This is a genomic window from Streptosporangium heterodermiicola (assembly GCF_051390675.1).
GTDB lineage: Bacteria > Actinomycetota > Actinomycetes > Streptosporangiales > Streptosporangiaceae > Streptosporangium.
In genome coordinates, this window is the sequence record NZ_JBPJSR010000021.1 from 117,823 (window position 1) to 143,259 (window position 25,437).

Below are 25,437 nucleotides of genomic sequence, written 5' to 3' on the forward strand. Positions count from 1 at the left end.
GAAGGAAGGCTGCGAGAAATTGCATGGTCCCAGTTCAGCGTCGTTCGTACCTTTGACGCCATGACAGAGAAGGTACGGGTCGCCATCGCGGGCCTCGGGTTCGGAGCCGAGTTCATCCCGATCTACCAGGCGCATCCGAACGCCGAGCTGGTCGCCGTGTGCCAGCGGTCGGAGGGACCCCTCAACGAGATCGCCGACCGGTTCGGCATCGAGGGCCGCCACACCGACTACGACGCCATGCTGGAGGACCCGGACATCGACGCGGTGCACATCAACACCCCGATCGGCTCCCACGCCGACCAGGCGGTGGCCGCGCTGAACGCGGGCAAGCACGTGGCGTGCACGGTGCCGATGGCGGTCTCGGTGGAGGACTGCGCCCGGGTGGTCGCCGCCCAGGAGGCGTCGGGCAAGGCGTACATGATGATGGAGACCGCCGTCTACACGCGGGAGTTCCTCTACGCGAAGGAGCTGCTGGACAGCGGCGCGCTGGGCCGGATCCAGTTCCTGCGCGGCGCCCACATGCAGGAGATGGCGGGCTGGCCGGACTACTGGCAGAGCATGGCGCCGATGCACTACGCCACCCACGCGGTGGCGCCGCTGCTGGCGCTGGCCGGGGCGCGGGCGGCCTCGGTGCGCTGCGTGGGATCGGGGCTGGTCGGCGGTCGCGATCCCGGGTCCGGCCTGCACTTCGCCGTGGAGAGCGCGGTGTTCTCGCTGCGCGACTCCGATCTGGCGATGGAGGTCACGAGGTCCCTGTACGACGTCGCCCGCGAGTACATGGAGAGCTTCGACGTGTACGGCTCCCTGCGGAGCTACGAGTGGCAGCAGCTCGAACGGGAGCACCCCGTGATCTTCACCGGCGAGGACGGCGAGCGGAGCGAGGTCCCCGACTTCGCCCACCTGCTCCCCGGGGAGATCCGCCGCTTCACCACCAAGGGCGTCTACGGCGCCGACGGCGACCAGCACCTGTCCTTCACCCAGGGCGGCGGCCACGGCGGCTCCCACCCCCACCTGGCGCACGAGTTCCTGACGGCCGTCATCGAGAACCGCCGCCCCTTCCCCGACGTGTACGCCTCCGCCAACTGGACCAGCGCCGGGATCCGCGCCCACCAGTCGGCCCTGGAAGGCGTCGAACTCGACATCCCGGTGTACGGCAATGACCACTGAACTCACCGTCCTCGCGGACGCCGGCTGGGCCGGGGTCTTCCACGCGGGCTCCCGGACCCCGATCGTGGTGCAGAACGCCACGCCCGGCAGGCGCCCCTTCATCCACCCGATCGTGGTGCCCGGCGGCACCGCGGCGATCACCGAGGACGCGCCCGGCCACCACCCGTGGCAGCACGGCCTCTACGTCGGCCTCAACGACGTCAACGGCGTCGGCTTCTGGCTGGAGGGCCTGCGCCCCGCCCACGCCGCCACCGACGGCACCTTCCACCCCCGCCTCCAGGGCGTCCCCCAGGCGAAGGACAACAGGGCGTGGTGGTCGGTCGGCACCGACTACCACCACCCCGACGGCGGCACGCTCATGCGGGAGACCCAGGACTGGCTGCTCACCGACCACGGCGACCGCTACGACCTGGACGTCGTGCTCACCTTCCAGGCGGAGGTCCCGCTGACGTTCGGCCAGTACCCGTACGGCGGGCTGTTCCTGCGCATGCCGTACCGCGAGGAGACCGGCGGCCACGCGGTCAACAGCGAGGGCGACGAGGACGCGGCCGCCGAAGGACGGCGGGCCCGCTGGGTGGCGGTGCGCATGGCGGTGCCCGGCCACACCGGCGAGGCGCAGGTCGCGGTGATGGACCACCCCGGCAACCTCGAACACCCCGTGCCCTGGCGGGTCGACAACGAGTTCGGCGTCGCGCCCAGCGCCTGCGTCGCCGGGCCGTGGACCCTCGGCGAGGGCGAGAGCCGGGCCTTCCGGCACCGGGTCGCGGTGTTCGCCGAACCCGTCGGCACCGAGACCATCGACGAGATCTGGACGGCGTTCACCACATGAGGACCACGATGAGGACCGCGATCGTCGCCACCCCGGAGTTCGAGTGGCACTGGCCCTTCACGGCCGACCACCTGCTCGGCCTGCTGCCCGGAGCCACCCTGACCCGCCAGGCGACCCTGGAGGACCTCCCCGGGGACGTCGAGCGGCTGATCTCCCTGGGCGCGCTGCCCACGGGGGAGGACCTCGACCGGTTCCCGGCACTGGCCGAGATGTACGCCAGCTCCGGCTACCGGTCCCCGCCCGAGACGGACGAGCTGCTGAGGTCGCGGGGGATCCGGCAGCTCACCCTGCCGTCGGAGGGCTACTGGGGCCAGTCGGTCTCCGAGTTCGCCCTCGGCCTCACGATCGGCGCGCTGCGGCGCATCCCGCAGACGCACCACGAGATCATCCAGAGCCTCGGCCCGTGGGACTACTCCTACGGACAGTACTCCGACAACCCCGGCTTCACCGCGGGCACCGTGGAGGGCACCCGGGTACGGATCGTCGGCGCGGGCAACATCGCGAGCCGCTACGCCTCCTTCACCCACATGCTGGGCGCGGACGTCGCCGCCTGGGACCCGTTCGCCGCCGAGCCGTCCTTCCACCGCTCGGGCGCGCGCCGGGTCCACCACCTGGAGAACCTGCTCGCCGACGCGGAGATCTTCGCCCCGATGGTGCCGCTGCTGCCGGGCACCGAGGGGCTGGTCACCGCCGAGCACATCCGCGCACTGCCCAAGGGCTGCCTGGTCGTGCTGGTGACCCGGGCGGCCGTCGTCGACATGCCGGAACTGCGCCGCAGGGTGCTCGCCGACGAGCTGAGCCTGGCCGCCGACGTGTTCGACGTCGAACCGGTCCCGCTGGACGACCCGCTCCTCGGACGGCACAACGTCGTGCACACCCCGCACAACGCGGGACGCACCCGCGAGTCCAACCTCCGCCTCGCCGAGGCGCTGGCCGCGCTCTTCCCGGAGTCAGGGCGATGATCAAGGTCGCGGTGGCGGGACTGGGGTTCGGACGACAGTTCGTCCCGATCTACCGCGACCATCCCCTGGTGTCGTCCGTGGTGGTGGCCGACCCGATCGAGGGTTCGTCCCTCGACGACGTGCTGGCCGACCCCACGGTCGACGCGGTGCACGTCGTCACCGGGCTGGCCGACCGGGCCGACCACGTCGTGGCCGCCCTGGAGGCGGGAAAGCACGTGGCGAGCACGGTGCCGATGGCCCTGTCGCTCGCGGACGTCGAGCGGGTGCTCGACGCCCGGGAGCGGGCCGGGACGACGTACATGATGATGGAGACCGCGGTCTACACGCGGGCCTTCCTGTACGCCGCCGGCCTCGCCTTCGGGAGGATCAACCACGCCCGGGGCGTGCACACCCAGGACATGACCGGCTGGCCCGGCTACTGGCGCGGCCTGCCGCCCATGCACTACGCCACCCACGCGATCGCGCCGATCCTGCACCTGCTCGACGCCCCCGCCGTGGAGGTCGCCGCCCTCGGGGGCGGCTCGCTCGAACCGGAGAACCGGGGCGGGTACGACAACGGGTTCGCCGTCGAGTCGGCGCTGGTACGGGTGGCGGGCGGGGACACCGTCGTCGAGCTGACCCGCTCGCTCTACCAGGTCGCCCGCCCCTACGCCGAGACCTTCTCCGTCTACGGCGACCGGCTCGGTTTCGAATGGGACCGCGACATGGTCCTCCACACACTCCTGCCTCCGACGGAGGCCAGGGGCCGTCAGGTCACGACCGAACCGGTGATCCCGCCGGACCGGCCCGACCTGTTGCCCGAGGAGATCCGCGCGTACACGAGCGGCGGCCACGACGGTTCGCATCCGCATCTCGTGCACGAATTCGTGTCCGCCGTCGTCGAGGGCCGCCCGCCCGCGATCGACCACACCCGGGCCGCGAACTGGACGGCGACCGGCATCGCCGCCCACACCTCGGCCCTTCGCGGCGGCGTGCCCGTCGCGGTCCCTCCCTTCTGACCGGCAAAAAAGGAGCCAGATATGGTCACACGTCGCCGTGTGCTCGCGTTGGTGGCCGCGCTCACCCTGCTCGGCGGTTGCGCCGCAGAGCCCCCCGCGGTCAAGAACAACACCGTCGTGCCCACCGCCGCCCCCGCGGAGCTCGGCGGCAAGGTCACGATGTGGTACGACCTCGACTCCAACGACGAGAAGTCGGTCAAGGATTTCGAGAAGTGGTACATCGATCCGTACAAGAAGATGTATCCGAAGGTCACGGTCGACGCGATCCCCAGCACCGGCGGCACCCTCGGCCAGAAGGTCAAGACCGCCCTCGCGGCCGGGCGCGGCCCCGACTTCATCGAGACCCCCGGCTCCTCCACCGCCATCCCCTACGCCGAGGCGGGCTACCTCACCGACCTCGGCCCGCTGGCGGAGAAGGAGGGCTGGAAGGAGCGCATCCTGCCCTGGGCCTATGACATGGGCGTCATCGACGGGAAGTTCCTGGCCGTCCCGCTCTACTACGAGACCCTCGCGCTCTTCTACAACAAGACCCTCTTCGACCAGAACGGCTGGACCCCGCCGACCGACCGCGCCTCTCTGGAGAAGCTCGCGGGCGAGATGCAGGCCAAGGGCATCGTGCCCTTCGTCAACGCCAACGCCACCTACCAGGGCGCCACCGACTGGCTGGTCAGCTCGTTCATGAACGGCGTGGCCGGACCCGGCAAGATCCACGACGCGCTCACCGGCAAACTGCCCTTCACCGACCAGTCGTTCGTCGACTCGATCCAGCTCCTGTCCGACTACTTCGGCAAGGGCTACTTCGCGGGCGGCGCCAAGCAGTACTTCTCCCTCCAGGACCCGCAGAAGTACGCCATGCTCGCCGAGGGCAAGGCGGGCATGTACATCTCCGGAAGCTGGGAGTTCGAGGCCATGGACGAGTACTTCAAGGCGGCGGGCTCGGAGTGGGCCGACGCGCCGCTGCCCCCGCTCGCCCCCGGCGTGCCCTCCGACGTCTACCCGCTGTCGGTCGGCGGCACCATGTCGATCAACGCCGCCTCCAAGAACCTCCCGGCCGCCGCCGCCTACCTGAGCTGGATGCTCTCGGACGTCACGACCATGTGGGAGGCCACCGCGGCGAACCTGCGGGTGCCGCTCCCGATCAAGTTCACCCAGGCCGACGTGCCCCCGGGCGTCGACCAGAGGGTCGTCGACCACTATCTGAGGATCAACAACGCCTCGGAGAAGGGCGCCGTCGGGTACACCACCTGGACCTCGTTCGGCGGCAAGGCCGAACAGTACATCCTGGAGAACATCGACAAGGTGGTGAACGGCGACCAGACGGCGGAGGCGTTCTGCGCCGGTATGGACAAGGCGTTCAAGGCCGACCTCACCGCGGGCCTTATCCCGCCCGTCTTCGCCACCACCGCGACGGGCTGACTCCGCGGCGAGCCGGCCGATTCGCCCGGCCGCCGGTCCCCGCTCGGGACCGGCGGCCCCCGCGTGCGAGCATGTCCGGGTGACCGTACAACCCGCACCACCGGCTCCCCAGGTCATGACCGGTGGCCTGACCTTCCTCTTCGCCGTCGCCGGTGGCGCGGCGGTCGGCAACCTCTACTGGGCTCAGCCCCTCCTCGACTTCATCGCCGAGGACCTGCACGCCTCCACCGCCGTCGCCGGATGGCTCGTCACGGCCACCCAGGTCGGCTACGCGATCGGCGTCCTGCTGATCGTCCCGCTGGGCGACGTCCTGGACCGGCGGCGGCTCATTCCCCTGATGCTGCTCGTGTCGGCCGTGACCCTGGTGCTGTGCGCCCTGGCGCCGTCCTTCTGGCTGCTGCTGGCGGCGATCTCACTGCTGGGCGTCACGACCGTGGCCGGGCAGCTGCTGACACCGCTGGCCGGGGACCTGGCCGTGGAGTCCCGGCGCGGCCACGTGGTCGGGACCGTGACGTCGGGAATCCTGACGGGCATCCTGATCTCCCGTACGATCAGCGGCCTGGTCGCCGGGTTCGCGGGCTGGCGGACCATCTTCGCGGCGGCCGCCGTCGTGGCCGTCCTGCTGGCGGCCCTGCTCCACCGGAGGATCCCCGCGCTGGAGCCGAAGACGCGGCTGCCCTACCCCCAGCTGATCGCGTCGGTGTTCGCGGTGGTACGGCGGGAGCGGGCGGTGCGCTGGACGCTGCTGCTGGCCGGGATCGGCTTCGCGATCTTCACCATGTTCTGGACGTCGCTGACCTTCCTGCTGAGCTCGCCGCCCTTCGAGTACCCCGTCCCGGTGATCGGCCTCTTCGGGCTGGCCGGGCTGGCCGGGGCACTGGCCGCGCGGCGGGCCGGACGGCTGCACGACCGTGGCTGGTCCCTGCCCGCCACGGGGGTCGCGTGGGTGCTGGTGCTCGCGTCGTTCGTCGTCGCGATGTTCGCCGGGCGGTCCGTGCTGCTCGTCCTCGCCGTGGTGGTGCTGGTCGACGTGGCGATCCAGGGGCTGAACATCCTCAACCAGACGCGGATCTTCGCGGTGTCCGACGAGGCGCGGAGCCGGTTGAACACGACCTTCGTGACGGGGAACTTCATCGGCGGGGCGATCGGGTCGGCCGCCGCCGTGGTGCTGTGGTCGGTGGGGGAGTGGCACGCGGTGAGCGTCGCGGGCATGGCGCTGTCGGTACTCGCCCTGGCGATCTGGGCGATCGGACGACGTGGAGCACTGGTGGTGTCGTGACCGGCCGCACCCCGGCCGTCCGCCGGGACCGAGGTGCGTTCGCCGGTCGTCGGCGGCGGGGCGGGCGTGTCCCTACCGGCCCCGGCTCCGGTGCCTGCTCACCATCCCGGCCGCGAGGGGGGCGTTCGCGAAGTCACCGGCCGCCACGCGGGCCGCGACGGTGCGGCGCACGAGGCGGTCGGCCAGGGAGGGGGCGTGCCTGCCGACCATCATCTCGACGCGTCCCCTGACGGTGGTCGCCACGTCGCGCGGGGCGCGGCGGGCGGTGACGGCGCGGACGATCGCGTCGACCACGCCCTCCACGGGCTCCGGCCTGGACACCGCGTCCAGCGACAGCCCCGCCTGCCGCGTGCTGTCGTGGATCGGGCTGCGGACCATGCTCGGGTAGACCGTCGTCACGCCGACGTGCGTGCCGACCTCCAGCCGGAGCGCGTCGGCGTAGGCCGCGAGCGCGCGCTTGGAGACGCCGTACGCCGCGGCCAGCGGCAGCGGCAGGACCGCCATCCGCGAGGCGATGAAGACCACCTGCCCGCGCGCGCGTACCAGGTGGGGCAGGACCGTCGCCGTCACGCGCCAGGCGCCGAGGAGGTTCAGCCGCAGCTGCGCCTCGGCCTCCTCGCCGGGGGCGAGCTCGGCCGGGGCGGGCCCGCCGCGCCCGGCGTTGTTGACCAGCAGGTCGATGCCGCCGAGCAGGGCCGCCGCCTCGGCCACCGCGGCGTCGACGGACTCCTGGGAGGTGATGTCGCACGCGATGATCGGGATCTCGGGGTCGCCGATACCGGCTGTGCCCACGATGTCCAGGCCGGCCACGTGCGCGCCCTGGGCGGCGAACCGCGCGCTCATCGCCCTGCCGAACGTGCCCGCCGCGCCGGTGACCAGGATCCGGCGCCCGGCCAGCGCGCGGGACGGGGCGGCGCGCAGCTCGCGGTCCATGACGCGGAGATACTGGTCGACGTCGATCCGCATGTGGGGCCTGCGCCGCCCCCAGCGGTCGCGGGCGGCGTCGAGCTCGGCGGAGGCGACCCTCCGCGCGGTCCCGGGGTCGGGCAGCCGGTGGGTCCCCGCGCGTACGGCGGCCACGAGGCGGCTCTGCGCCTCGACGACGGGCAGCGCCGAGCCGGTCGACTGCATCAGCCCGACGTAGCTGATCGTGTCGTCGCCGATGGGGAAGACGTGCCGGTAGAGCAGCGCGCTCGCCGGGTCGGGCATCGTGGCGGTGTCCAGGAACGGCGTCACGGCCCGGTAGCCGGTGCACCAGACGATGTGGTCGACCTCGTCCACCTGGCCGTCGGCGAAGTGGACCCGCGGGCCGTCCAGGCGCGCGACACCCTGGCGGGCGAGCACCCTGCCCTCCGCGACCAGCCGGGGGACGGAGTCGCTCAGGGTGGGGTGGTCCTGGAGCACGCCCTCGCGGGGCGCGGGCAGGCGCGGCCCGGCGGGCCTCCTGTCGGCGACCCTGAGCACCGCCTGGGAGACCACCTGCCGTACCCGCCAGGGCAGCAGGGCCGCGAGGGCGCCGTTGAGCTGGTCGGAGGGGCGGCCCAGCAGCCGCTTGGGCAGCACCCAGACCCCTCGCCTGGCCGACAGCAGCACGGCGGACGCGTGACCGGCCAGCTCGGCGGCGATGTCCATCGCGGAGTTGCCGGTGCCCACCACGAGCACACGCTTCCCGGCCAGCCCGGCGGGGGTGACGTAGTCGTGCGCGTGCGACTCGGTGCCGGTGAACGTCCCCGGGTACGGAGGCTCGGGGAGCCGGGGCTCGTGGTTGTGGCCGTTCGCCACCACCAGGTGCTCCACCGTCTCGCGGTACGGGCCCTCGGGACCGGTCAGCTCCAGCTCCCAGCCGTCCTCGGTGCGCCGGGCCGATTCGAGCGTCGTACCGAACCTGAAGTGCTCGCCGACCCCGAAGCGGTCGGCGTAGGACCGCAGGTATTCGAGCAGCTGGGCGCGGGTCGGGTAGTCGGGCCAGTCGGCGGGCATCGGGAAGTCGGAGAACTCCGTGCGCGGCTTGCTCGTGTTGAGGCGGAGGCCCTCGTAGGAGGCGGTGTCGGCGTCCAGCCGCCACAGGCCGCCGAGGGAGGCGGCGCGCTCCACGCCGAGGACGGGCAGACCGGCCTCGACGAGGGCCTTGGCCGCGGCGATGCCCGCCGCACCGCCACCGACGACGGCGGTCACCCCGCGACCCGGCGTACCGCCGGTGGCGGTCATGCCCCGGCCCGCGTCGGCGACGGCGGTCGCGCCCCGGTCCGGCGTGCCGACGGCGGCCTCGGTCGCGCCCCGGCCCGCCGGGCTCTCGCGGCCGGCGGCCGTCACCGGGCTCGCCACGCTGTCGCCACCGGCGGCCGCTTCCCCGCCCGGTTCGCTCGCGCCCATCCGTTGCCTCCCATATTCCATCGGATGATGGAATATTAGCCGTCCGGAGCGCCCGCGCCAGGGGTCGCGTAGAGCCGGTCGACGAAGCGGTGGGCGTAGGCGCGGAACTCGCGCCTCTCGCGGTCGGCGACCACGGCGTCGCCGCCGTGGGCGTTCGGGGCGTTCGTGGCGCCCAGGGCGCTCAGCGCGGTCACGTGGCCGTGGGCCGCCCAGACCAGGCCGCGCACGGTGATGTGCGGCGTCGGCTCGACGACGAGCCCCCGGGTGGCCGCCTCCAGCAGGGCGCACTCGATCTCGCCGTAGATCGGCAGCGAGTACGCCTCGTCCAGGGACAGGTGGAGGGTGGGGTCCAGCCAGCGACGCAGCCACAGGAACGTGGTCTGGGGATGCTCGTCGAGGAAGTCGACGAACGCGTCCACCAGGGCGTGCATGGCGCCCACGACGTCGCCCGGGGGGTCCGAGCGCACGGCGGCGAGGAGGGCGCGCACCGGCGGGGTGAGCGTCGCCTGCTCCAGCTCGAAGACGCGCGCGAAGCAGGCGTCGTACAGGGACGCCTTCGAAGGGAAGTGGTGGTGCACGCTGGAGACGTCGATCCCGACCCGGGCGGCGATGTCGCGCATGGAGACGCCGTCGGCCCCGTGCCGGGCGAAGAGGTCCGTCGCCTCGTCGAGGATGCGGTCGGGAGTCGACGGCGCGGACGGCGCCGAACGGTCCCTGGGCGGGCGCCCCCTGCGGCGCGCCCTGGGTGCGGAGACGTCTTCCTCGCTCTCCTCGCTCTTCCTCATGCCGGACAGTCTGCCAGGATCGCCGGGTCTCACAATCCATCATGCGATTGATTCGCGCGTTTCGGTGAGTCGTTCGGATCCGTCCGGGGCGGCGGCCCGGTGCTTTCCTCCGGGTGGGAGAGCGTGGTCAGCCCGGTGAGGGCACGGAGACGTCGGGCAGGACGGTCAGGGACCTGATCCCCTCGGGCGTGAGCGCGGTGCCGCGTCCGTGTTCGGCGGCGAAGCGCTCCTCGCCCAGCGCGTCACGGATCCGCGCGGTGATCCGGTCGACGTCGCCGCGCTCCATCGGGGTGAGGGGGACGGAGTTCGACGCGCGGGCCGCGGCGCCCGCGCCCAGGAGCCGGGCGGCGCGGTCGTGGTGCCCGGCGACGGCGAGGGCCCCGGCCAGGCCGTACACGGCGACCGGCATGTCCCTGGCCCCGTCGAACCTGGCCACGAGGTCGAGGGCCGACAGGTGCAGGGTGAGGGCCGTCGCCGCGTCGCCGCGCTGCTCGGCGACGAAGCCGAGCTCGGTCACGACCATCGGGAGGTACGGCGGCGGCTCCTCGGTGCCGGGCGGGGTACGGTCCAGCACGTCGCGCAGATGGGTCTCCGCGATGTCGAGGCGGCCGTCCCTGCGCGCGGCGAAGGCGAGTCCCATCCGGGCGAAGGTCTGTCCCGCCTGGTGGCCCTGCTCCACGGCGAGCCGCAGCGACCTCTCGCTCCACTGCACCGCCCGCGCGTAGTCGCCGCGCTGCAGCGCGATCCAGCCCAGCCAGCTCAGCCGCCCGGCGAACTCCGTCCACAGCCCGAGCTCCTCGGCCAGGCGCATGCCGTCGCGCTGCAGCCGTTCGGCCCGGTCGAGGTCACCGGTCATCTCGGCCAGCGCGCCGAGCCAGCCGCCCGCCTCCAGCTGCCCCCAGCGTTCCCCGAGCTCGCCGAAGATCCGCGCGCTGCGCTCGCCGTCGCGTGCGAGCCCGTCCAGGTCGCCGCGCACGTGCGCGAGCTTGGCCCGGAGCGCGAGGGCCGCGGCCGTCCCCCACCGGTCGCCGAGCGCCTCGAAGGAGGGGAGCGCCCGCTCCAGCAGGTCCCCGGCGACGGACAGGTCGCCGAGGTCGAGCCCCGCGTAGGCGAGGATCCACCACGCCCTGGCACGCCCGCCGGGATCGCCCGCGTCCTCGTACGCCTCCAGGGCCGCCCGGCGGAGTTCCTCCCGGTCGGCGACGGCCACCTCACCCCGGAGGAACTCGACCGCGGCCTTCCAGGTGAGGGCCCTGGCCCGGAGCGCGGCGAACGAGACGCCCCCGGATCCGTCGGCGGTACCCGGTTCGCGGCCAGAGAAGGGAGCCGGTTCGCGGTTCCGGACGGTGCCGGACTCGCGGTCCCGGGAGGTGGTGGAATCGCGGTCCCGGACGGTGTCGGATTCGCGGTCCCGAGGGACGGCGGCCGGGGGTTCGCCGGGGACGGCGAGGGCCGCCGCGAGGGATCGGCGGGCCTCGGTCAGCCGGCCGCGCAGGAACCAGTACCAGGCCAGCGCGCCGGCGAGGCGCAGCGCGCCGTCCGCGTCGCCGTTCCTGACGGCCGCGTTCAGCGCGGCACGGAGGTTGGCGGCGTCGGCGTCGAGACGCCGCAGCCAGAGCCGCTGATCCGCCTCGTGGAGGCGCGGCGCGGCCCGCTCGGCGAGGCCGGTGTAGTGGCGAAGGTGCCGCAGCCGCACCCTCTCGTACTCCCCGGACCGCTGGAGGCGCTCGACGCAGTACGCCGCCACCGACTCCAGCAACCGGTATCTCGGCCCGTCGGCCCCGTCCACCATGACCACCAACGACCGGTTCACCAGCCGCGCCACCAGGTCGAACACGTCCCCGGCCGGGATGTCGTCCCCCGCGCAGACGGCCTCGGCCGCCTCCATGGCGCAGCCGTCGGCGTGCACGGCGAGGCGGCGCAGGACGGCGCGCTCGGCGTCGGTCAGCAGCTCCCAGCTCCAGTCGATCATCGCGGTCAGGGTCTGCTGGCGCGGCGGGACGCCCCGGTGACCGGTGGCCAGCAGCCGGAACCGGTCGTCCAGGCGGGCGACGAGACCGTGCACCCCGAGGGCGGGCACCCTCGTCGCGGCCAGTTCCAGCGCCAGCGGGATGCCGTCCAGCCTGCGGCACAGGGCCGCGACCGCCGGGGCGGTGTCCGCGTCGAGGACGAACCCCCGGGCCCCCTGGGCCCCCCGGGCCCCCCGGGTCACCGCGGACGCGCGTGCCACGAACAGCCGTACGGAACCCGTCCGCTCCAGCGCGGGGAGGTCGTCGTCGGCCCGGCCGGGGACCTCCAGCGGCGGGACGCTCCAGACCACCTCGCCGGGCAGGGCGAGCGGCTCCTGGCTGGTCGCGAGGATCCGCAGCCCCGGGGCGGCGCGCAGCAGCAGCCCGGCCAGCTCGGCGACCGGCTCGACGACGTGCTCGCAGTTGTCCAGCACCAGCAGCAGCCGCCTGGGGCGCAGCGCCTCGGTGAGCCGGTCGGCGGCGGTCACCGGCCCCGAGCCGCCCGAGCCGCCCGAGCCGCCCGCGGCGTCCTGGACGTCCAGCACCGTCATGATCGTCTCAGCCAGCCGGTGGACCGCGTCCTCGTCGCCGGGACGGTCGAGCGCGGCCAGCTCGACCAGCCAGACGCCGTCACGCACGCTGCCGGAGGAAACGCCGGCGGAGGGGCCCGTGCCGGGAGAGACGCCGGAGGGAGAGAGGGGCGCGGCGCCGGAGAGGGACGAGGTAGGCGAGGAGGGGGAGGTGGGCGAGGTGGGCAAAGGGGACGAGGTAGACGAGGAGGGGGCCGAGGGGGGCACCTCCGGGCCCGTCAGGTGTCTGGCGGTCTCGATCGCCAGGCGGGTCTTGCCCACGCCTCCCGGACCGGTGAGCGTCACCAGCCGCTCGGTCTCCAGCAGGGCGCGGATCCCGGTGACGGCCTCCTCCCTGCCGATCAAGCCGGTGAGGGGCACCGGGAGGTTGCCGCCGGGCCTGCCCGGGGGAACGCCGGGCGCGGCCAGCGCCGGATCCTGGGTGAGGACGGCCCGGTGCAGGGCGACCAGGCCGGCGCCAGGGTCCAGGCCCAGCTCGTCGGCGAGCAGGACGCGCAGTTCCTCGTAGCTGTCCAGTGCCTCGCTCTGCCGCCCGGACCGGTACAGGGCACGCATGTGCGCGGCGCGCAGCCGCTCCCTGAGGGGATGAGCCCCGAGCAGGTCGCGGAGTTCCCCCGCGAGCTGGACGTGCTCGCCCAGCTCCAGCCGTACCTCCGCGTGGTCCTCCCGCGCGGTCAGCCGCTGTTCCTCCAGCCGCGCGATCGCGGGGCGCGCGAACGGCTCGTCGCCGAAGTCGGCGAACGCGGGACCGCGCCACGACGCCAGCGCGTCCGCCAGCAGCGCCGCCCTGACCGGCGGGTCCCCGGCGAGGGCCGCCTCGTCGAGCAGGCGCAGGAAACCGGCCGCGTCGGTGTCGGCCCTCACCACGTAGCCCGCGGGATGGCGGACGACCAGGTCACGGCAGCCGGGTTCGGCGTCCTCCAGCACCCTGCGCAGCTGCGAGACCTTGGCCGACAGGGCGGCGGCCGGGTTGCCCGGCGGGTCGTCGCCCCACAGGTCGTCGATCAGCCGGTCGGCGGGCACCGGGCGTCCCTCGTACGCCAGGAGGTCGGCCAGCAGGGTCCGGACCTTCAGCCCGGGGATCGCCACCGGCTCGCCGGAGGTCGTCCACACGGCCAATGGCCCAAGCACCCCGAAACGCATGAAGGCCACGATAACGCCGCCTTACACCGGATTCTCACGCTCCTCGGCCCGGCCGTAAAACGACGGGAGCTTTTCCGTAAGAGGGGTGCGGCATGGTGGAACACGTCGGACCGGGAACGGGCGCGAGGGAGGTACGGAGATGCCGGAGGACGAGCGGCTGCGGCTGGCGGTCATCATCGGGAGCACCCGCGACGGCCGGTTCGGGCCCACCGTGGCGGGCTGGTTCACCGCCAGGGCCCGCAGGCGCGGCGACCTGGACGTCGACCTGATCGACCTGGCCGAGACCGGCCTGCCGCAGACCCTCGGCGACCAGGACGAGCCCGCTCCCGCCGAGGTGGCCGCCCTGGCGCCGAGGCTGGCGGCCGCCGACGCCTTCGTCGTGGTCACCCCCGAGTACAACCGGAGCTTTCCCGCCCCGCTGAAGACCGCCATCGACTGGTACTACGAGGAGTGGCAGGCCAAGCCCGTCGCCTTCGTCGCCTACGGCAGGGACTCCGGCGGCCTGCACGCGGTCGACCAGCTCCGCCAGGTCTTCACCGAGCTGCACGCCGTGGCCATCCGCGACGCCGTCATCCTTCCCCGCTACTGGGACCTCTTCGCTCCCGACGGGAGCTGGCCCAAGGCCACCGCGGAGTGCAACACCGCGGTGCGGACCACGCTCGACCGGCTGGCCTGGTGGGCCCGCGCCCTGCGCGACGCCCGTTCCAGGAGCCCGTACGTCATCTGAACGCTTTCTCTCACCTAACGTGAACCACACGGAGGAAACCATGCGCAAGGTCATCGCCAAGACCCACACCACCCTCGACGGCTTCATCGACAACCCCCACCTGTGGTCCATGCCGTACGCGAACGAGGAGGTGCAGAAGTACTCCATGAACCTCGTGCTCGGCAGCGACACCCTGCTGCTGGGACGGGTCACCTACGAGGGCATGGCCCAGGCCTGGCCCGGCAGGAGCAACCCCTACGCCGACCACGTGAACGGCATCGAGAAGTACGTGGTCTCCTCGACCCTGGAGAAGGCCGACTGGGAGCCCTCGACCATCGTCCACGGCGACGACCTCGTCGCCACGGTGACCGAGCTGAAGAAGCGGCCCGGCGGGAACATCATGATCTGGGGCTGTGGACAGCTCACGGACACGCTCATGGAGCACGGCCTGCTCGACGAGTACCGGCTCCTGGTCTCGCCGGTCGTCGTCGGCCAGGGGCAGCGGCTGTTCCGGGGGGAGAACGTCACGGCGACCCTGGAACTCGTGGACAGCACGACGTTCGACACCGGCCTCATCGCCCTCGCCTACCGCCCGGTGAACGCGGCGGGCGAGCAGGCGAACGCCGGCTGAGCCACCCGGCCGAAGTCCCGGCGGCCCGCAACCTGTTCCGGCGATTCGCGTTGAGCGGAGCAGGCCGTTATGCGCGGTGTAGCGTTCCCCTAGACGAAAAGCCTCCGTCCTGATTTTCGCGGGCGGGGGCTTTTCGCTGTTCCTGTCATCTTGTTCCTCGCCGGGTGGCGAGTCATCCGTTCAGTGGCCTCCGTCCTCATCCCTGTACGAGGACATCAACCCGGGCAACAGCGTGAAGGGCGTCGTGCTGTTCGGCCTGGCGAAGTCCGTGAAGCCGGTCTCCGTGGAACTGCGCGACTCGCTCTTCTCCGAGGGAGTGAAGGTCGAACTGAGGTGGCGGACGCGGGCGTGGCATCCTCACGGAGAGGTGAGGGTGCCACCTGTTCCGCGCTGGTGTGACTCCGCCCCGAGGCCGACGGCGTTTTGCGATCACCTCAAGTCGCCTCACGCGGTGGGATTTCCTGAGACCCAACGGCATTTGATAAAAGAAGAAACCCCAGCTCATAAGGACTTTTGTGTGTATGTCGGTATGTCGGAGAGTCGCCTCGTATAGTTGTGGGCCAATTGTCGGTCTCGGAATCGGTGGCGGGGGTCGTGGGGGTTTGGGAGGGGAAGGCGGCCGTGCTCGCCGGGCGGTACCGGCTGGACGAGCTGATCGGCCGTGGCGGCACGGGCGAGGTCTGGCGCGGGTACGACCTGCGGCCGGGCTGGGCGGTGGCGGTCAAGATCCTGTCACCTGCGGTGGCCGACGCCACGACGCGTGAGAGGTTCGCCCGGGAGGCCAGGACCGCCGCGCGCGTCGTCCATCCCAACGTGGTGACGGTGCTCGACGTGGGCGAGCACGAGGATCGGCCGTACCTGGTGATGGAGTTGCTGACCGGCCGGGACCTCGCCGCCGAGCTGGCCGGGCGGGGGCCGCTGAGCGTGTCCGAGACGTGCCACCTGGCCGGGCAGGCCGCGCTCGGGCTGGACGCCGCGCACCGGGCCGGGGTCGTGCACCGCGACGTCAAGCCCGCGAACCTGCACCTGGGCGCGAACGGCGCGCTCAAGGTCGTCGACTTCGGTACCGCCAGGGTCGCGACCGAGGCCGCGACGCGGCTGACCTCGGCGGGAAGCGTCATCGGCACGGCCGCCTACCTGTCTCCCGAACAGATCCTCGGCGAGCCGGGAGACGCGGCCTCCGACCTGTACGCGCTCGGCTGCGTCTGTTACGAGCTGCTGTGCGGGCGGCCCCCGTTCGCCGGCCCGGCCACAGAGATGATCTACCGGCATGTCCACGACCGGCCGGACCCGCTCAGGCGGTACCGGCCCGATGTCCCGGTGGAACTGGAGAGGCTCGTCCTGGCCCTGCTGGAGAAGGATCCCGGCGCGCGGCCGGCCGGGGGAGAGGTGGTCCGCCTGCTCGCCGGAACGGCCGGTCACGCGTCGGCCACCCGCGACATCGCACCACCGACGCCGACAGCAACGCCGACGCCGGCCTCCGCGTACGGCACCGTGTCGCCGAGGGCCACGCCGGGACCGACGCCGACGTACGACACCGTGTCGCCGACGGTCGCGCCGGGAGCGGGGCCCACGCCGGTGCCCGGGGCCGGCGTTCTCTCCGCGCTCACGCGGGGGCGGTCGCCCGGACGGTCCGTCGCGATCGCGCTGGGCGTGGTGGCCGTGCTGGCCGTGCTGGTGGCGACGGCTCTCTGGGCGCTGGTGCCGTCGGATCCGGTGGGGCGGGCCGGTACGGCGGCGCCGACCGCGATCGGGGCGGCGACGCCGTCCGGGACGCGGTCCCCGGCACGGCCGGTGTCGTCGTCCCCCACGCCGTCACCCACACCGGCCGTCTCGCGGAGCGCGTCCCCGGCACCGGTGCGGTCGTCGGCGGCGCGGGGATGGCCGGAGCTCCTGCCGGCCTTCCACCGGGCGGTCACCGACCAGGAACGTCAGGGGAAGATCGACCGCAGGGTGGCCCGCGAGATCCGCGAGAGGATCGTCAAAACGGCCCGGGCCCTCCAGAGGGGCGAGAACGAGAAGGCACGCGACGAGCTGCGCAAGCTCGGCCGGGACCTGTCCGAGGCGCGGCGGCGGGGCAGGCTCGCTTCTGACGGGCCGCTCATCGCCTTCCTGCGCGACTCCGGCTTCGTCTTCCAGGCAGACAGCCGGGATCGGGGACCCGGTCGTCACCACTCCAAGGGAGACGACGAGAACGAGGACGAGGACGACGACAGCGGCGACGAGGACTGACCGGCGCGCGAACCGGTCGTGTCATGGCACGGGGCCGGTCTGACCTCGGGCTTCCCGGACGTCGGAGCGCTGTGGAGGCGCCCGCGAGCAGGCGCCTCCACAGCGGTGGTCATCGCACGGACCAGCGCTGCGCCCCGGTGCCGTTGCAGTCCCACAGCTGCACCAGCGTCCCGTTCACGGTCCCGCTCGCCGCCACGTCGAGGCACTTGCCCGACCCGGCGCCCACGATGGTGCCGTTCGCGGTGAAGGCGAACCTCTGCGCGGTCCCGCCGTTGCACGTCCAGATCTGCACCTTCGTGCCGTTGGCCGTGCCGTTGCCGTTCACGTCCAGGCAGCGGTTGCCGTAGACGCGCAGCTCGTCGGACGCGGTGCGGGTCCAGCGCTGGTTGGTCCCGCCGTGGCAGTCCCAGATGTGTATCTGCGCGCCGGGGGTGGTGCTGACGCCGGAGACGTCCAGGCAGCGGTTCGACTGCGGGTTGGACAGTGAGACGGCGGTGCCGACCGGCGGCACGGCCGTCTGGACGAGGCTGCCGGGTACCGCCTGCAGGGCGGCGAACCAGCGTTCCGCCATCTTGGCGTAGCCGCCCGCGTTCGGGTGCAGGCCGTCGGCGAGGTCGGCGGTGGTGAATCCGGTGTGCATGTCGACCAGGTGGGTCATCGGCCCCTTCTGCGCGACGATGCCGGGGACGGCGGCGTTGAAGGCCTGGATCCGCGCCTCCACCGTGGGGTCGGCGGACGGTGTGATTCGCGCGACGAAGAGCTCGACCGCCGGCGCGTTGGCGCGGATCTTGTCGATGAGCGCGGACAACCGGGCCGGCGCGGCCGCGACGTTGTAGTTCTGGGTCATGTCGTTGGTGCCGATGTGCAGCAGGATGGTGCGGGGGGCGAAGGTCTGCAGCCAGCCGACGATGTTCGTGTCTATCTGGTCGATCCGCCACCCCGAGTGACCCTCGTGGTCGTGGTCGCCGAGGGTGGACGGCCCGTTGAACCCGGACCCGACGAAGTCGACCGTGTACTGCCCGGTGACCAGCCGCTGCCACAGGTTGACGCGGTAGCCGCCGGGCACGTTGAACCCGTCGGTGATGGAGTCGCCGAGCGGCATGACCCGCACGCCGCCGTTCGACTCGGCCTGTGTTGACCCGGCCTGCGCTGATCCGGTCCGTGCTGATCCGGCCTGCGCCGGCGCGGCCGTCGTCATCGTCAACCCGGCCGCGGCGAGGGCGAACCCGAGCACGGCGGCCCAGAACCGCCTGGAGTTCCGTCGCATAGCTGATCCTTTCGTCCGCACCGTCCCGGGGCAGGACCTCGACAGGCCGTGGCGGGGGAGGGCGCGTGGTTCAGGGGGGTGGAAAGGTCCGCTGCCGGCCGGTGCCGTCCGTGCGGTCCGCGATCAGGGGCGGGTGCCGTGACTCATGTGGTGTCCCGGATCGCCGGGACACCTCCCGGAGGGCGGGGCGCCAGGGCGCCGGGGGTGCCGTTCGACGGTGCCCGTCGGCCGGTGCGGCGTGTGATGGTCAGGGGAAGACGCCATCGTGCCATTACTGCGACTCCAGGATTGGAACTGGTTGCCGGACCAGACCAAACAAAGTGCGGCATAGTCATCAAAGATGAACGGATCTTCCCTGTCAACGTTGTCAGGGAGGCGAGTAAAGGCTTCGGTGACCGCCGCCGGTCAGTGGCCGCCGGGGGATGCCCGCCGTTCCCGGGGTACGGCTGAGGCATGACCAACGACCCGAAGGGCCCCCTGGCGGGCCTCGATCCTTTCGACCTCTTCGACGCCGAGGCGGAACGTCTCGACCGCTACTTCCGGGAACTCGGCGCGGAGGGCTGGGACCGCCCCTCGCGAGCGGCCGGCTGGTCGGTCCGGGACGTGCTCGGACACCTGGCGGGAGAGGAACTGTACAACCACGCCTGCCTGGACGACGACATCGACGGGTTCACCGCGATGCTCCGCCGCGAGGGGGTGGACGGTGGTTTCGACGGTTTCAACGAGTGGTGCGTGGAGAAGCGCCGTGGCGTTCCTGTCGAGGCGGTGCTCCAGGAGTGGCGGCGCGAGAACGGGGACACGCGCGAGCGGATGCGCGCGCTCGGCCACGAGGCCCCGCTGCCGACCTTCGCCGGGCCGTACCCGGTGGGGCTGCAGGCCTTCCACTACGCCTCCGAGTACGCCACCCACGCCGACGACGCCGGCGCGCCGGTCACGGAGGGCGAGGCGGGGGAGCGGGCCTGGTGGCGGGCCCGGGTGGGTGCGTTCGTGCTCGCCGAGCGGGACTCGAAGGTCCAGGTCGAGCTGACCGCCGACGGGGTCCGGGTGTCCGCGGACGGGACGAGCGAGCTGCTGCCGGCCCCGGTGTTCGTGGAGGCGACGGTCGGCCGCCTGCCCGACGACCATCCTCTCGACCGCGGTCTCAAGACCGCCCTGCGCTGCCTGGCCTGAACCTGCTCCGAGTCCAGGGCTGAGGCCGGGTCCGGGTCCGGCTCCGGGTCCGGGTCCGGGTCCGGTTTGAGCCTGCCCTATGGCTGGGGCTCAGGATGGCTGGGGCTCAGGGCTCTGGTCTGAGCCCTGAGTCTGGCCTGAACGGGCGGGTGGCCTGCCCGTTCAGGCGTCTCTCCGCCGTCGGCCCGCTCGCACGGGATCCGCCCCGCTCAGTCGCCGGTGGATCCCCGCCCGCCGGAACGGCCCTCCCGGCCCTCGCCCTGGCCCTGCCCCTCACTCTGTCCCTCACCCTGACCCTCACCCTCGCTCTGGCCCTTCATCCCGTCCTTACGGCGCATCCGGTGCAGGGTGCCCGCGTGCGCGCGCTCCTCCGGGTGGCTGCGTACCCTCCGCAGGCTGGCGATGACGGTGACCAGCAGTACCAGGAAGATCACTCCGAGGGAGACCGGGGTCGGGACCTCGGGGAAGGACTTCGAGATGTCCTCGTGCAGGAACGACAGGATGAGCTTGAGGCCGATGAAGCCGAGGATGACCGCCAGGCCGATCGACAGGTAGACCAGGCGTTCGAGCAGGCCCTCGATCAGGAAGTACAGGGCGCGCAGCCCCAGCAGCGCGAAGGCGTTGGCGGCGAAGACGATGAGCGGATGCTTGGTGACGCCGAAGACGGCGGGGATGGAGTCGAGGGCGAACAGCAGGTCGGTACTCCCGATGGCGAGGAAGACCACGAACAGCGGGGTGACCACCCGCTTGCCGTCCTCGCGGGCGACGAGCTTGCCGCCGTGCATGTCGTCGCTGACCGGCAGCACCTTGCCCGCGCGCCGGATCAGCGGGTTGTTCTCGACGTCGGGGTCCTGGTTGCGGTGCCGTACGAGCTGGATCGCCGTCCAGATCAGCAGCAGGCCGAAGATCAGGAACGTGAAGGAGAAGAGGGCGATCGCCGCCGCGCCGACCGCGATGAGGATGGCGCGCAGCACCAAGGCGGTGGCGATGCCGAAGAGCAGCACCTTCTGCTGGTGCTCCTCGGGCACCGAGAACCGCGCCATGATGATGACGAAGACGAAGAGGTTGTCGACGGAGAGGCTCTTCTCCACCATCCATCCGGCGAAGTACTCCGTCGCCAGTCCCGACCCGGCCAGCCACCACAGGACCAGGCCGAAGGCGATGGCCACACCGATGTAGAAGACCGTCCAGGCGGTGGCCTCGCGCATGCCCACGGCGTGCGGCCGGCGCGCCGCCACCACGAAGTCGAGGACGAGCAGCACCACCACCAGCGCGATGACCGCGATCCACATGCCCACCGAGTCGATCGCCATCCGTGTCCCCTCTTACCGGCCGAGATCACTCGCTTTACCCGGGGTGGGGACCTCCACACCCCGTGACCACCGGCGGAACCCCGCGGCCGTTGACCCGCGGCCGTCGACGGGTCCGCCCCCTGCGCGCCGGGGCGTCCGGCGGGCAGGGGGCGGAGGGGAACGAGACCGGGGGAGGACGGGTCAGCGGGCCGCGCCCGCGCGGCGCTTGGTCCACACGTCGAGGGCCACCGCGGCGAGCAGGACCAGGCCCTTGAAGAGCAGGACCCGCTCGCTGGGCGCGCCGATCAGGGACATGCCGTTGTTGATCACGGCCATGATGAGACCGCCGGTGAGCGCGCCGACCACCTTGCCCACGCCGCCCTGGACGGCGGCGCCGCCGATGAACGCGGCCGCGATGGCGTCCAGCTCGAAGCTGTTGCCCGCGGTCGGGCCCGCCTGGTTCAGCCGTCCGGCGAAGATGACGCCGGCGAGCGCGGCGAGCACGCCCATGTTGACGAAGATCCAGAACGTGACGGACTTGACCTTGATGCCCGACAGGCTCGCCGCGTTCAGGTTGCCGCCGATGGCGTAGATGTGGCGGCCGAAGACGGCGCGGTTGGTCATGAGCGTGTAGCCCAGGACGAGGATCGCGAGGAGCACAAGCACCCAGGGCAGGTTCTTGAACCTGGCCAGCTGCACGATGACGACCATCACCACCGCGGAGGCGGCGCCGATCTTCAGGAAGAACAGCGGCAGCGCGTCGACCTTCTGCCGGTAGCCCAGCCGCGCCTGCCGGGCCCGCCACTGTGTGCCGACGATCCCGGCCACCGCGGCCAGGCCGACGAGCAGCGTCAGCACGTCGGCGCCGCCGAGCGGGCCGAGGCCGATGTTGCCGAAGAAGCCGGGCACGAAGCCGTTGGCGAGGGTACGCACCTCGTCGGGAAAGGGGCCGATGCCCTGGTTGCCGAGCACGGTCAGGGTGAGCGCCCTGAAGATCAGCATTCCGGCCAGGGTGACGATGAACGCCGGGATGCCGAAGTAGGCGATCCAGTAACCCTGCCAGGCCCCGATCAGCGCGCCGACGATCAGCGTGATGAGGAGGGCCAGCGGCCACGCCACGTCCATGTCGACCATCAGCACGGCCGCTATCGCGCCCGTGACCGCGACCACCGAGCCCACCGACAGGTCGATGTGCCCGGCGATGATGATCAGGATCATGCCGATCGCGAGGATCAGGATGTAGGAGTTCTGCACCATGATGTTCGAGATGTTCTGCGGGCTGAGCAGCTCACCGTCGGTCAGGATGGAGAACAGCACGATGACCAGCGCGAAGGCGATGTAGATGCCGCTCTGCCGCAGGTTGACGGAGAACCGGCCTCCCGGTGCCTTCGCGGGCACCGCCAGAAGGTCGCCGCCGCCCGGTGGCGGTGCTCCGGTCTTTCCCGCGGGTTCGGCGACTCCGTGCGCCGGGACCTGGCCGCTGCTCATCGTGCTCCCTACTCCTTTTCCTTGGTCATGAACTGCATGAGCCGCTCCGGAGTGGCCTCCGCCCGGGGGACCTCACCGGTGATGCGACCGGCCGACATGGCGTAGACGCGGTCGCAGACGCCGAGCAGCTCGGGAAGCTCCGAGGAGATGACCAGGATGGCCTTGCCCTGGTCGGCGAGCTGGTTGATGATCGAGTAGATCTCGTACTTGGCACCCACGTCGATGCCCCGGGTGGGCTCGTCGAGGATCAGCACGTCGGCGTCGGTGAAGATCCATTTCGACAGCACCACCTTCTGCTGGTTGCCGCCGCTGAGCTTCCCGGTGACCGACAGCACGCTGGGAGCCTTGATGTTCATGCTCTCGCGGAAGCCGTCGGCGACTTGATACTCCTTGTTGTCGTCGACCCAGCCGCGCCTCGCCAGCTTCCCCAGGGCCGCGGCCGAGACGTTCCGCTTGATGTCCTCGATCAGGTTGAGCCCGTACCGCTTGCGGTCCTCGGTGGCGTACGCGAGCCCGTGGCCGATCGCCTCGCCGACCGTGCGGAGCTGGATCTCCCGGCCGTCCTTGTAGACGCGGCCGGAGATGCCGGTCCCGTAGCTGCGGCCGAACACGCTCATCGCCAGCTCGGTGCGCCCGGCGCCCATCAGCCCGGCCAGGCCGACGATCTCGCCGCGGCGCAGCGTCAGGTTGGCGCCGGAGACGACGACGCGGCCGTGCTGGCTGGGGCTGTGCACGGTCCAGTCCTCGATCCGCAGCGCCTCCTCGCCGATCCTCGGCTCGTGCGGCGGGAAGCGGTGTTCGAGGTCGCGGCCGACCATGCCCGAGATGATGCGGTCCTCGGTGACCCGGTCGTTCCTCATGTCCAGGGTCTCGATCGTCCGGCCGTCGCGCAGGATCGTGGTCGAGTCGGCGATGGCCTGGATCTCGTTCAGCTTGTGGGAGATGATCACCGAGGTGATGCCCTCCTCGCGCAGCCCGCGCAGCAGGTCGAGCAGGTGCGCGGAGTCCTCGTCGTTGAGCGACGCGGTCGGCTCGTCGAGGATGAGCAGCCTGACCTTCTTGGAGAGCGCCTTCGCGATCTCCACCAGCTGCTGCTTGCCCACCCCGATGTCCATCGCGGCCGTCACCGGGTTCTCCCGCAGCCCGACCCGCTCCAGCAGCTCGGCGGCCTCGGCGTTCGTCCGGTTCCAGTCGATCAGGCCGCGGCTGGTCCGCTCGTTGCCGAGGAAGATGTTCTCGGCGATCGACAGGTGCGGGCTGAGCGCCAGCTCCTGGTGAATGATCACGATGCCGCGCTTCTCGCTGTCCCTGATGTCGGAGAAGCGGCACGGCTCGCCGTCGAAGAGGATCTCGCCCTCGTACGAGCCGTGCGGGTACACGCCGGACAGGACCTTCATCAGCGTCGACTTCCCGGCGCCGTTCTCCCCGCAGATCGCGTGTATCTCGCCTCGCCGTACCACCAGGTTGACGTCCTGCAGGGCTTTGACGCCCGGGAACGTCTTGGTGATGCCGCGCATCCGAAGTATGTCGTCGGTCATGCCGTCCGCCTCCGCACTGCCTTCCCGCTCACGGGCACCCGGCCGGCGCCGGGTGGGGCGCCGCCGGCCGGGTGCCGTCCGTCATGGCACCGGCACCGCTACTTGAGCTGGTCCTCGGTGTAGTAACCGGAGTCGACGAGGACCTTCTTGTAGTTGTCCTTGTAGACGATCACGGGGTCGAGCAGGTTGGAAGGGACGACCTTGTTGCCGTTGTCGTAGTCCTCGGTGTTGTTCACCTCGGGCTTGCCGCCCTTGAGCACGGCGTCGGCCATCTCAACGGTGACGGCGGCGAGCTCGCGGGTGTCCTTGTAGATCGTCGCGTACTGCTCGCCCGCGATGATCGACTTCACCGAGGCGACCTCGCCGTCCTGGCCGGTGACGACCGGGTAGGGCTGGTCCGCGGTGCCGTAGCCGCTGCTCTTCAGCGCCGACAGGATGCCGATGGACAGGCCGTCGTACGGGGAGAGCACGCCCTGGACCTCGGTGCCGCCGGAGTAGGACTTGGTGATCAGGTCCTCCATGCGCTTCTGCGCGGTGGCCGGGTCCCAGCGCAGGATCGCGACGGTCTTGAAGTCGGTCTGGCCGCTCTTGACGACGAGGGTGCCCTTGTCGATGTAAGGCTTCAGGGTGTCCATCGCGCCGTTGTAGAAGAAGGTGGCGTTGTTGTCGTCCGGGGAACCGGCGAAGATCTCGATGTTGAACGGGCCCTTGGCGTCGCCGTCGGAGCCGTCCTCCTTCTTCAGCTTCAGGCCGACCAGCAGCGAGGTCGCCTGCTGCACGCCCACCTTGTAGTTGTCGAAGGTGGCGTAGTAGTCGACGTTCGGCGAGTTGCGGATGAGCCGGTCGTAGGCGATGACCGGGATCTTCTTGTCGGCCGCCTGCTGGAGCTGCGTGGTGATGGCGGTGCCGTCGATCGAGGCGATGATCAGCAGCTTGGCGCCCCTGGTGATCTGGTTCTCGATCTGGTTGACCTGGGTGGGGATGTCGTTCTCCGCGTACTGCAGGTCGACCTTGTAGCCCAGCTTCTCCAGCGCGCTCTTGACGTTGTCGCCGTCGTGGATCCAGCGTTCGGAGGACTTGGTGGGCATGGTGACGCCGACGAGGGTGTCGGCGGGCGCCGCGGAGGCCGCTCCGGACGCGCCCTGGTCGACGGTCTTGACGCTGGAGCCACAGGCCGTCACTCCCATGGCGAGAGCCAGGCTCACCGCGGCGGTGGCCAGCTTCGCGAACTTCATCGAATACCTCCTGTGTGGGAGCCCGTCCCGGCCCAGGGGCGGGCCGGGACAGCGGTGGGACGCGGTGCGTCCCGGGAGTAGCGGGTGCCGTGGCGGCGCGCCCCGGCCTCCGGCGTGCCGTCGCCGGGGCGCGTCCTTTCCGAGCCGCGCCCACGGCGACACCGGGTCGAGCCGGGACGCGACCCGCCCCGGTGTGCGTGACCGTCGTGGTGAAGGGGTCCGTAACCGTTGTGGTGAACAGGTCCGTGGGCGTTTTCACGGACGTCGTCGTGAGCCTTGTCGAGAGCCTCGTTGAGAGCGCTCACATCGGCGGCGTCGGACCACGCG

18 protein-coding genes are annotated in these 25,437 nt (G+C 71.7%); 10 read left to right on the forward strand and 8 right to left on the reverse strand.

Annotated features, from left to right (window positions below; translation table 11 throughout):
• The first annotated feature begins 60 nt into the window (after nucleotides 1-60).
• The 6 genes from ACSC1Q_RS34380 (at nucleotide 61) to ACSC1Q_RS34405 (ending at nucleotide 6,651) form a co-directional block, all read left to right on the forward strand.
• Entirely contained in the window at nucleotides 61-1,167 is a 1,107-nt protein-coding gene (locus ACSC1Q_RS34380) for a Gfo/Idh/MocA family protein (protein WP_436762881.1), read from the forward strand.
• Entirely contained in the window at nucleotides 1,157-1,996 is an 840-nt protein-coding gene (locus ACSC1Q_RS34385; RefSeq protein ID WP_436762882.1) for a DUF6807 family protein, read from the forward strand. The genes ACSC1Q_RS34380 and ACSC1Q_RS34385 overlap by 11 nt, the downstream gene beginning before the upstream one ends.
• A complete protein-coding gene (locus ACSC1Q_RS34390; protein WP_436762883.1) occupies nucleotides 1,993-2,958 on the forward strand; it encodes an NAD(P)-dependent oxidoreductase in 966 nt (321 codons plus the stop codon). Before ACSC1Q_RS34385 ends, ACSC1Q_RS34390 begins: the two co-directional genes overlap by 4 nt.
• Nucleotides 2,955-3,956 (forward strand): Gfo/Idh/MocA family protein, encoded by a 1,002-nt coding sequence (locus tag ACSC1Q_RS34395; RefSeq protein WP_436762884.1) that lies wholly within the window; start codon nucleotides 2,955-2,957, stop codon nucleotides 3,954-3,956. Before ACSC1Q_RS34390 ends, ACSC1Q_RS34395 begins: the two co-directional genes overlap by 4 nt.
• Nucleotides 3,957-3,977: 21 nt before the next feature.
• The gene (locus ACSC1Q_RS34400; protein ID WP_436762885.1) at nucleotides 3,978-5,372 is read left to right on the forward strand and encodes an ABC transporter substrate-binding protein; all 1,395 of its coding nucleotides are present in this window, start codon (nucleotides 3,978-3,980) and stop codon (nucleotides 5,370-5,372) included.
• A gap of 79 nt (nucleotides 5,373-5,451) precedes the next feature.
• Nucleotides 5,452-6,651 carry an MFS transporter gene (locus tag ACSC1Q_RS34405; RefSeq protein WP_436762886.1) on the forward strand — a complete coding sequence of 400 codons (1,200 nt, stop codon included), beginning with the start codon at nucleotides 5,452-5,454 and terminating at the stop codon, nucleotides 6,649-6,651.
• Between the two features lie 72 nt (nucleotides 6,652-6,723).
• Here the strand turns inward: ACSC1Q_RS34405 and ACSC1Q_RS34410 are convergent, their stop codons facing one another.
• The 3 genes from ACSC1Q_RS34410 to ACSC1Q_RS34420 form a co-directional block, all read right to left on the reverse strand.
• Nucleotides 6,724-9,024: an SDR family NAD(P)-dependent oxidoreductase gene (locus ACSC1Q_RS34410; protein ID WP_436762887.1), complete on the reverse strand. Its 2,301-nt coding sequence runs from the start codon at nucleotides 9,022-9,024 to the stop codon at nucleotides 6,724-6,726.
• Nucleotides 9,025-9,059: 35 nt separating this feature from the next.
• The gene (locus tag ACSC1Q_RS34415; RefSeq protein WP_436762888.1) at nucleotides 9,060-9,809 is read right to left on the reverse strand and encodes a TetR/AcrR family transcriptional regulator; all 750 of its coding nucleotides are present in this window, start codon (nucleotides 9,807-9,809) and stop codon (nucleotides 9,060-9,062) included.
• 127 nt (nucleotides 9,810-9,936) lie between these two features.
• Nucleotides 9,937-13,551 (reverse strand): AfsR/SARP family transcriptional regulator, encoded by a 3,615-nt coding sequence (locus ACSC1Q_RS34420; RefSeq protein WP_436762889.1) that lies wholly within the window; start codon nucleotides 13,549-13,551, stop codon nucleotides 9,937-9,939.
• 139 nt (nucleotides 13,552-13,690) lie between these two features.
• On the opposite strand from ACSC1Q_RS34420, the gene ACSC1Q_RS34425 reads away from it, so the two are divergent.
• The 3 genes from ACSC1Q_RS34425 (at nucleotide 13,691) to ACSC1Q_RS34435 (ending at nucleotide 17,120) form a co-directional block, all read left to right on the forward strand.
• On the forward strand, nucleotides 13,691-14,278 hold the full coding sequence (locus tag ACSC1Q_RS34425) for an NADPH-dependent FMN reductase (protein ID WP_436762890.1): 588 nt from the start codon (nucleotides 13,691-13,693) through the stop codon (nucleotides 14,276-14,278).
• 40 nt (nucleotides 14,279-14,318) lie between these two features.
• Nucleotides 14,319-14,888 (forward strand): dihydrofolate reductase family protein, encoded by a 570-nt coding sequence (locus tag ACSC1Q_RS34430; protein ID WP_436762891.1) that lies wholly within the window; start codon nucleotides 14,319-14,321, stop codon nucleotides 14,886-14,888.
• Nucleotides 14,889-15,452: 564 nt separating this feature from the next.
• Entirely contained in the window at nucleotides 15,453-17,120 is a 1,668-nt protein-coding gene (locus tag ACSC1Q_RS34435) for a serine/threonine-protein kinase (protein ID WP_436762892.1), read from the forward strand.
• Nucleotides 17,121-17,229: 109 nt separating this feature from the next.
• Here the strand turns inward: ACSC1Q_RS34435 and ACSC1Q_RS34440 are convergent, their stop codons facing one another.
• Nucleotides 17,230-18,387, reverse strand: coding sequence for an RICIN domain-containing protein (locus ACSC1Q_RS34440; RefSeq protein ID WP_436762893.1), 1,158 nt, complete (start codon nucleotides 18,385-18,387; stop codon nucleotides 17,230-17,232).
• 453 nt (nucleotides 18,388-18,840) lie between these two features.
• Between ACSC1Q_RS34440 and ACSC1Q_RS34445 the strand changes: the two genes are divergently transcribed.
• A complete protein-coding gene (locus ACSC1Q_RS34445; protein ID WP_436762894.1) occupies nucleotides 18,841-19,557 on the forward strand; it encodes a maleylpyruvate isomerase family mycothiol-dependent enzyme in 717 nt (238 codons plus the stop codon).
• A 209-nt stretch (nucleotides 19,558-19,766) separates the two neighbouring features.
• Here ACSC1Q_RS34445 and ACSC1Q_RS34450 read toward each other — a convergent pair whose 3' ends face one another.
• The 4 genes from ACSC1Q_RS34450 to chvE all read right to left on the reverse strand — a co-directional run bounded on the left by ACSC1Q_RS34450 (nucleotide 19,767) and on the right by chvE (nucleotide 25,110).
• A complete protein-coding gene (locus ACSC1Q_RS34450) occupies nucleotides 19,767-20,870 on the reverse strand; it encodes a TerC family protein (protein WP_436762895.1) in 1,104 nt (367 codons plus the stop codon).
• Nucleotides 20,871-21,050: 180 nt separating this feature from the next.
• The gene (gene mmsB / locus ACSC1Q_RS34455) at nucleotides 21,051-22,337 is read right to left on the reverse strand and encodes a multiple monosaccharide ABC transporter permease (RefSeq protein ID WP_436762896.1); all 1,287 of its coding nucleotides are present in this window, start codon (nucleotides 22,335-22,337) and stop codon (nucleotides 21,051-21,053) included.
• An 8-nt stretch (nucleotides 22,338-22,345) separates the two neighbouring features.
• Nucleotides 22,346-23,875 (reverse strand): multiple monosaccharide ABC transporter ATP-binding protein, encoded by a 1,530-nt coding sequence (gene mmsA, locus ACSC1Q_RS34460; RefSeq protein WP_436762897.1) that lies wholly within the window; start codon nucleotides 23,873-23,875, stop codon nucleotides 22,346-22,348.
• Between the two features lie 98 nt (nucleotides 23,876-23,973).
• Nucleotides 23,974-25,110, reverse strand: coding sequence for a multiple monosaccharide ABC transporter substrate-binding protein (chvE, locus tag ACSC1Q_RS34465; protein ID WP_436762898.1), 1,137 nt, complete (start codon nucleotides 25,108-25,110; stop codon nucleotides 23,974-23,976).
• Between the last annotated feature and the right edge of the window lie 327 nt (nucleotides 25,111-25,437).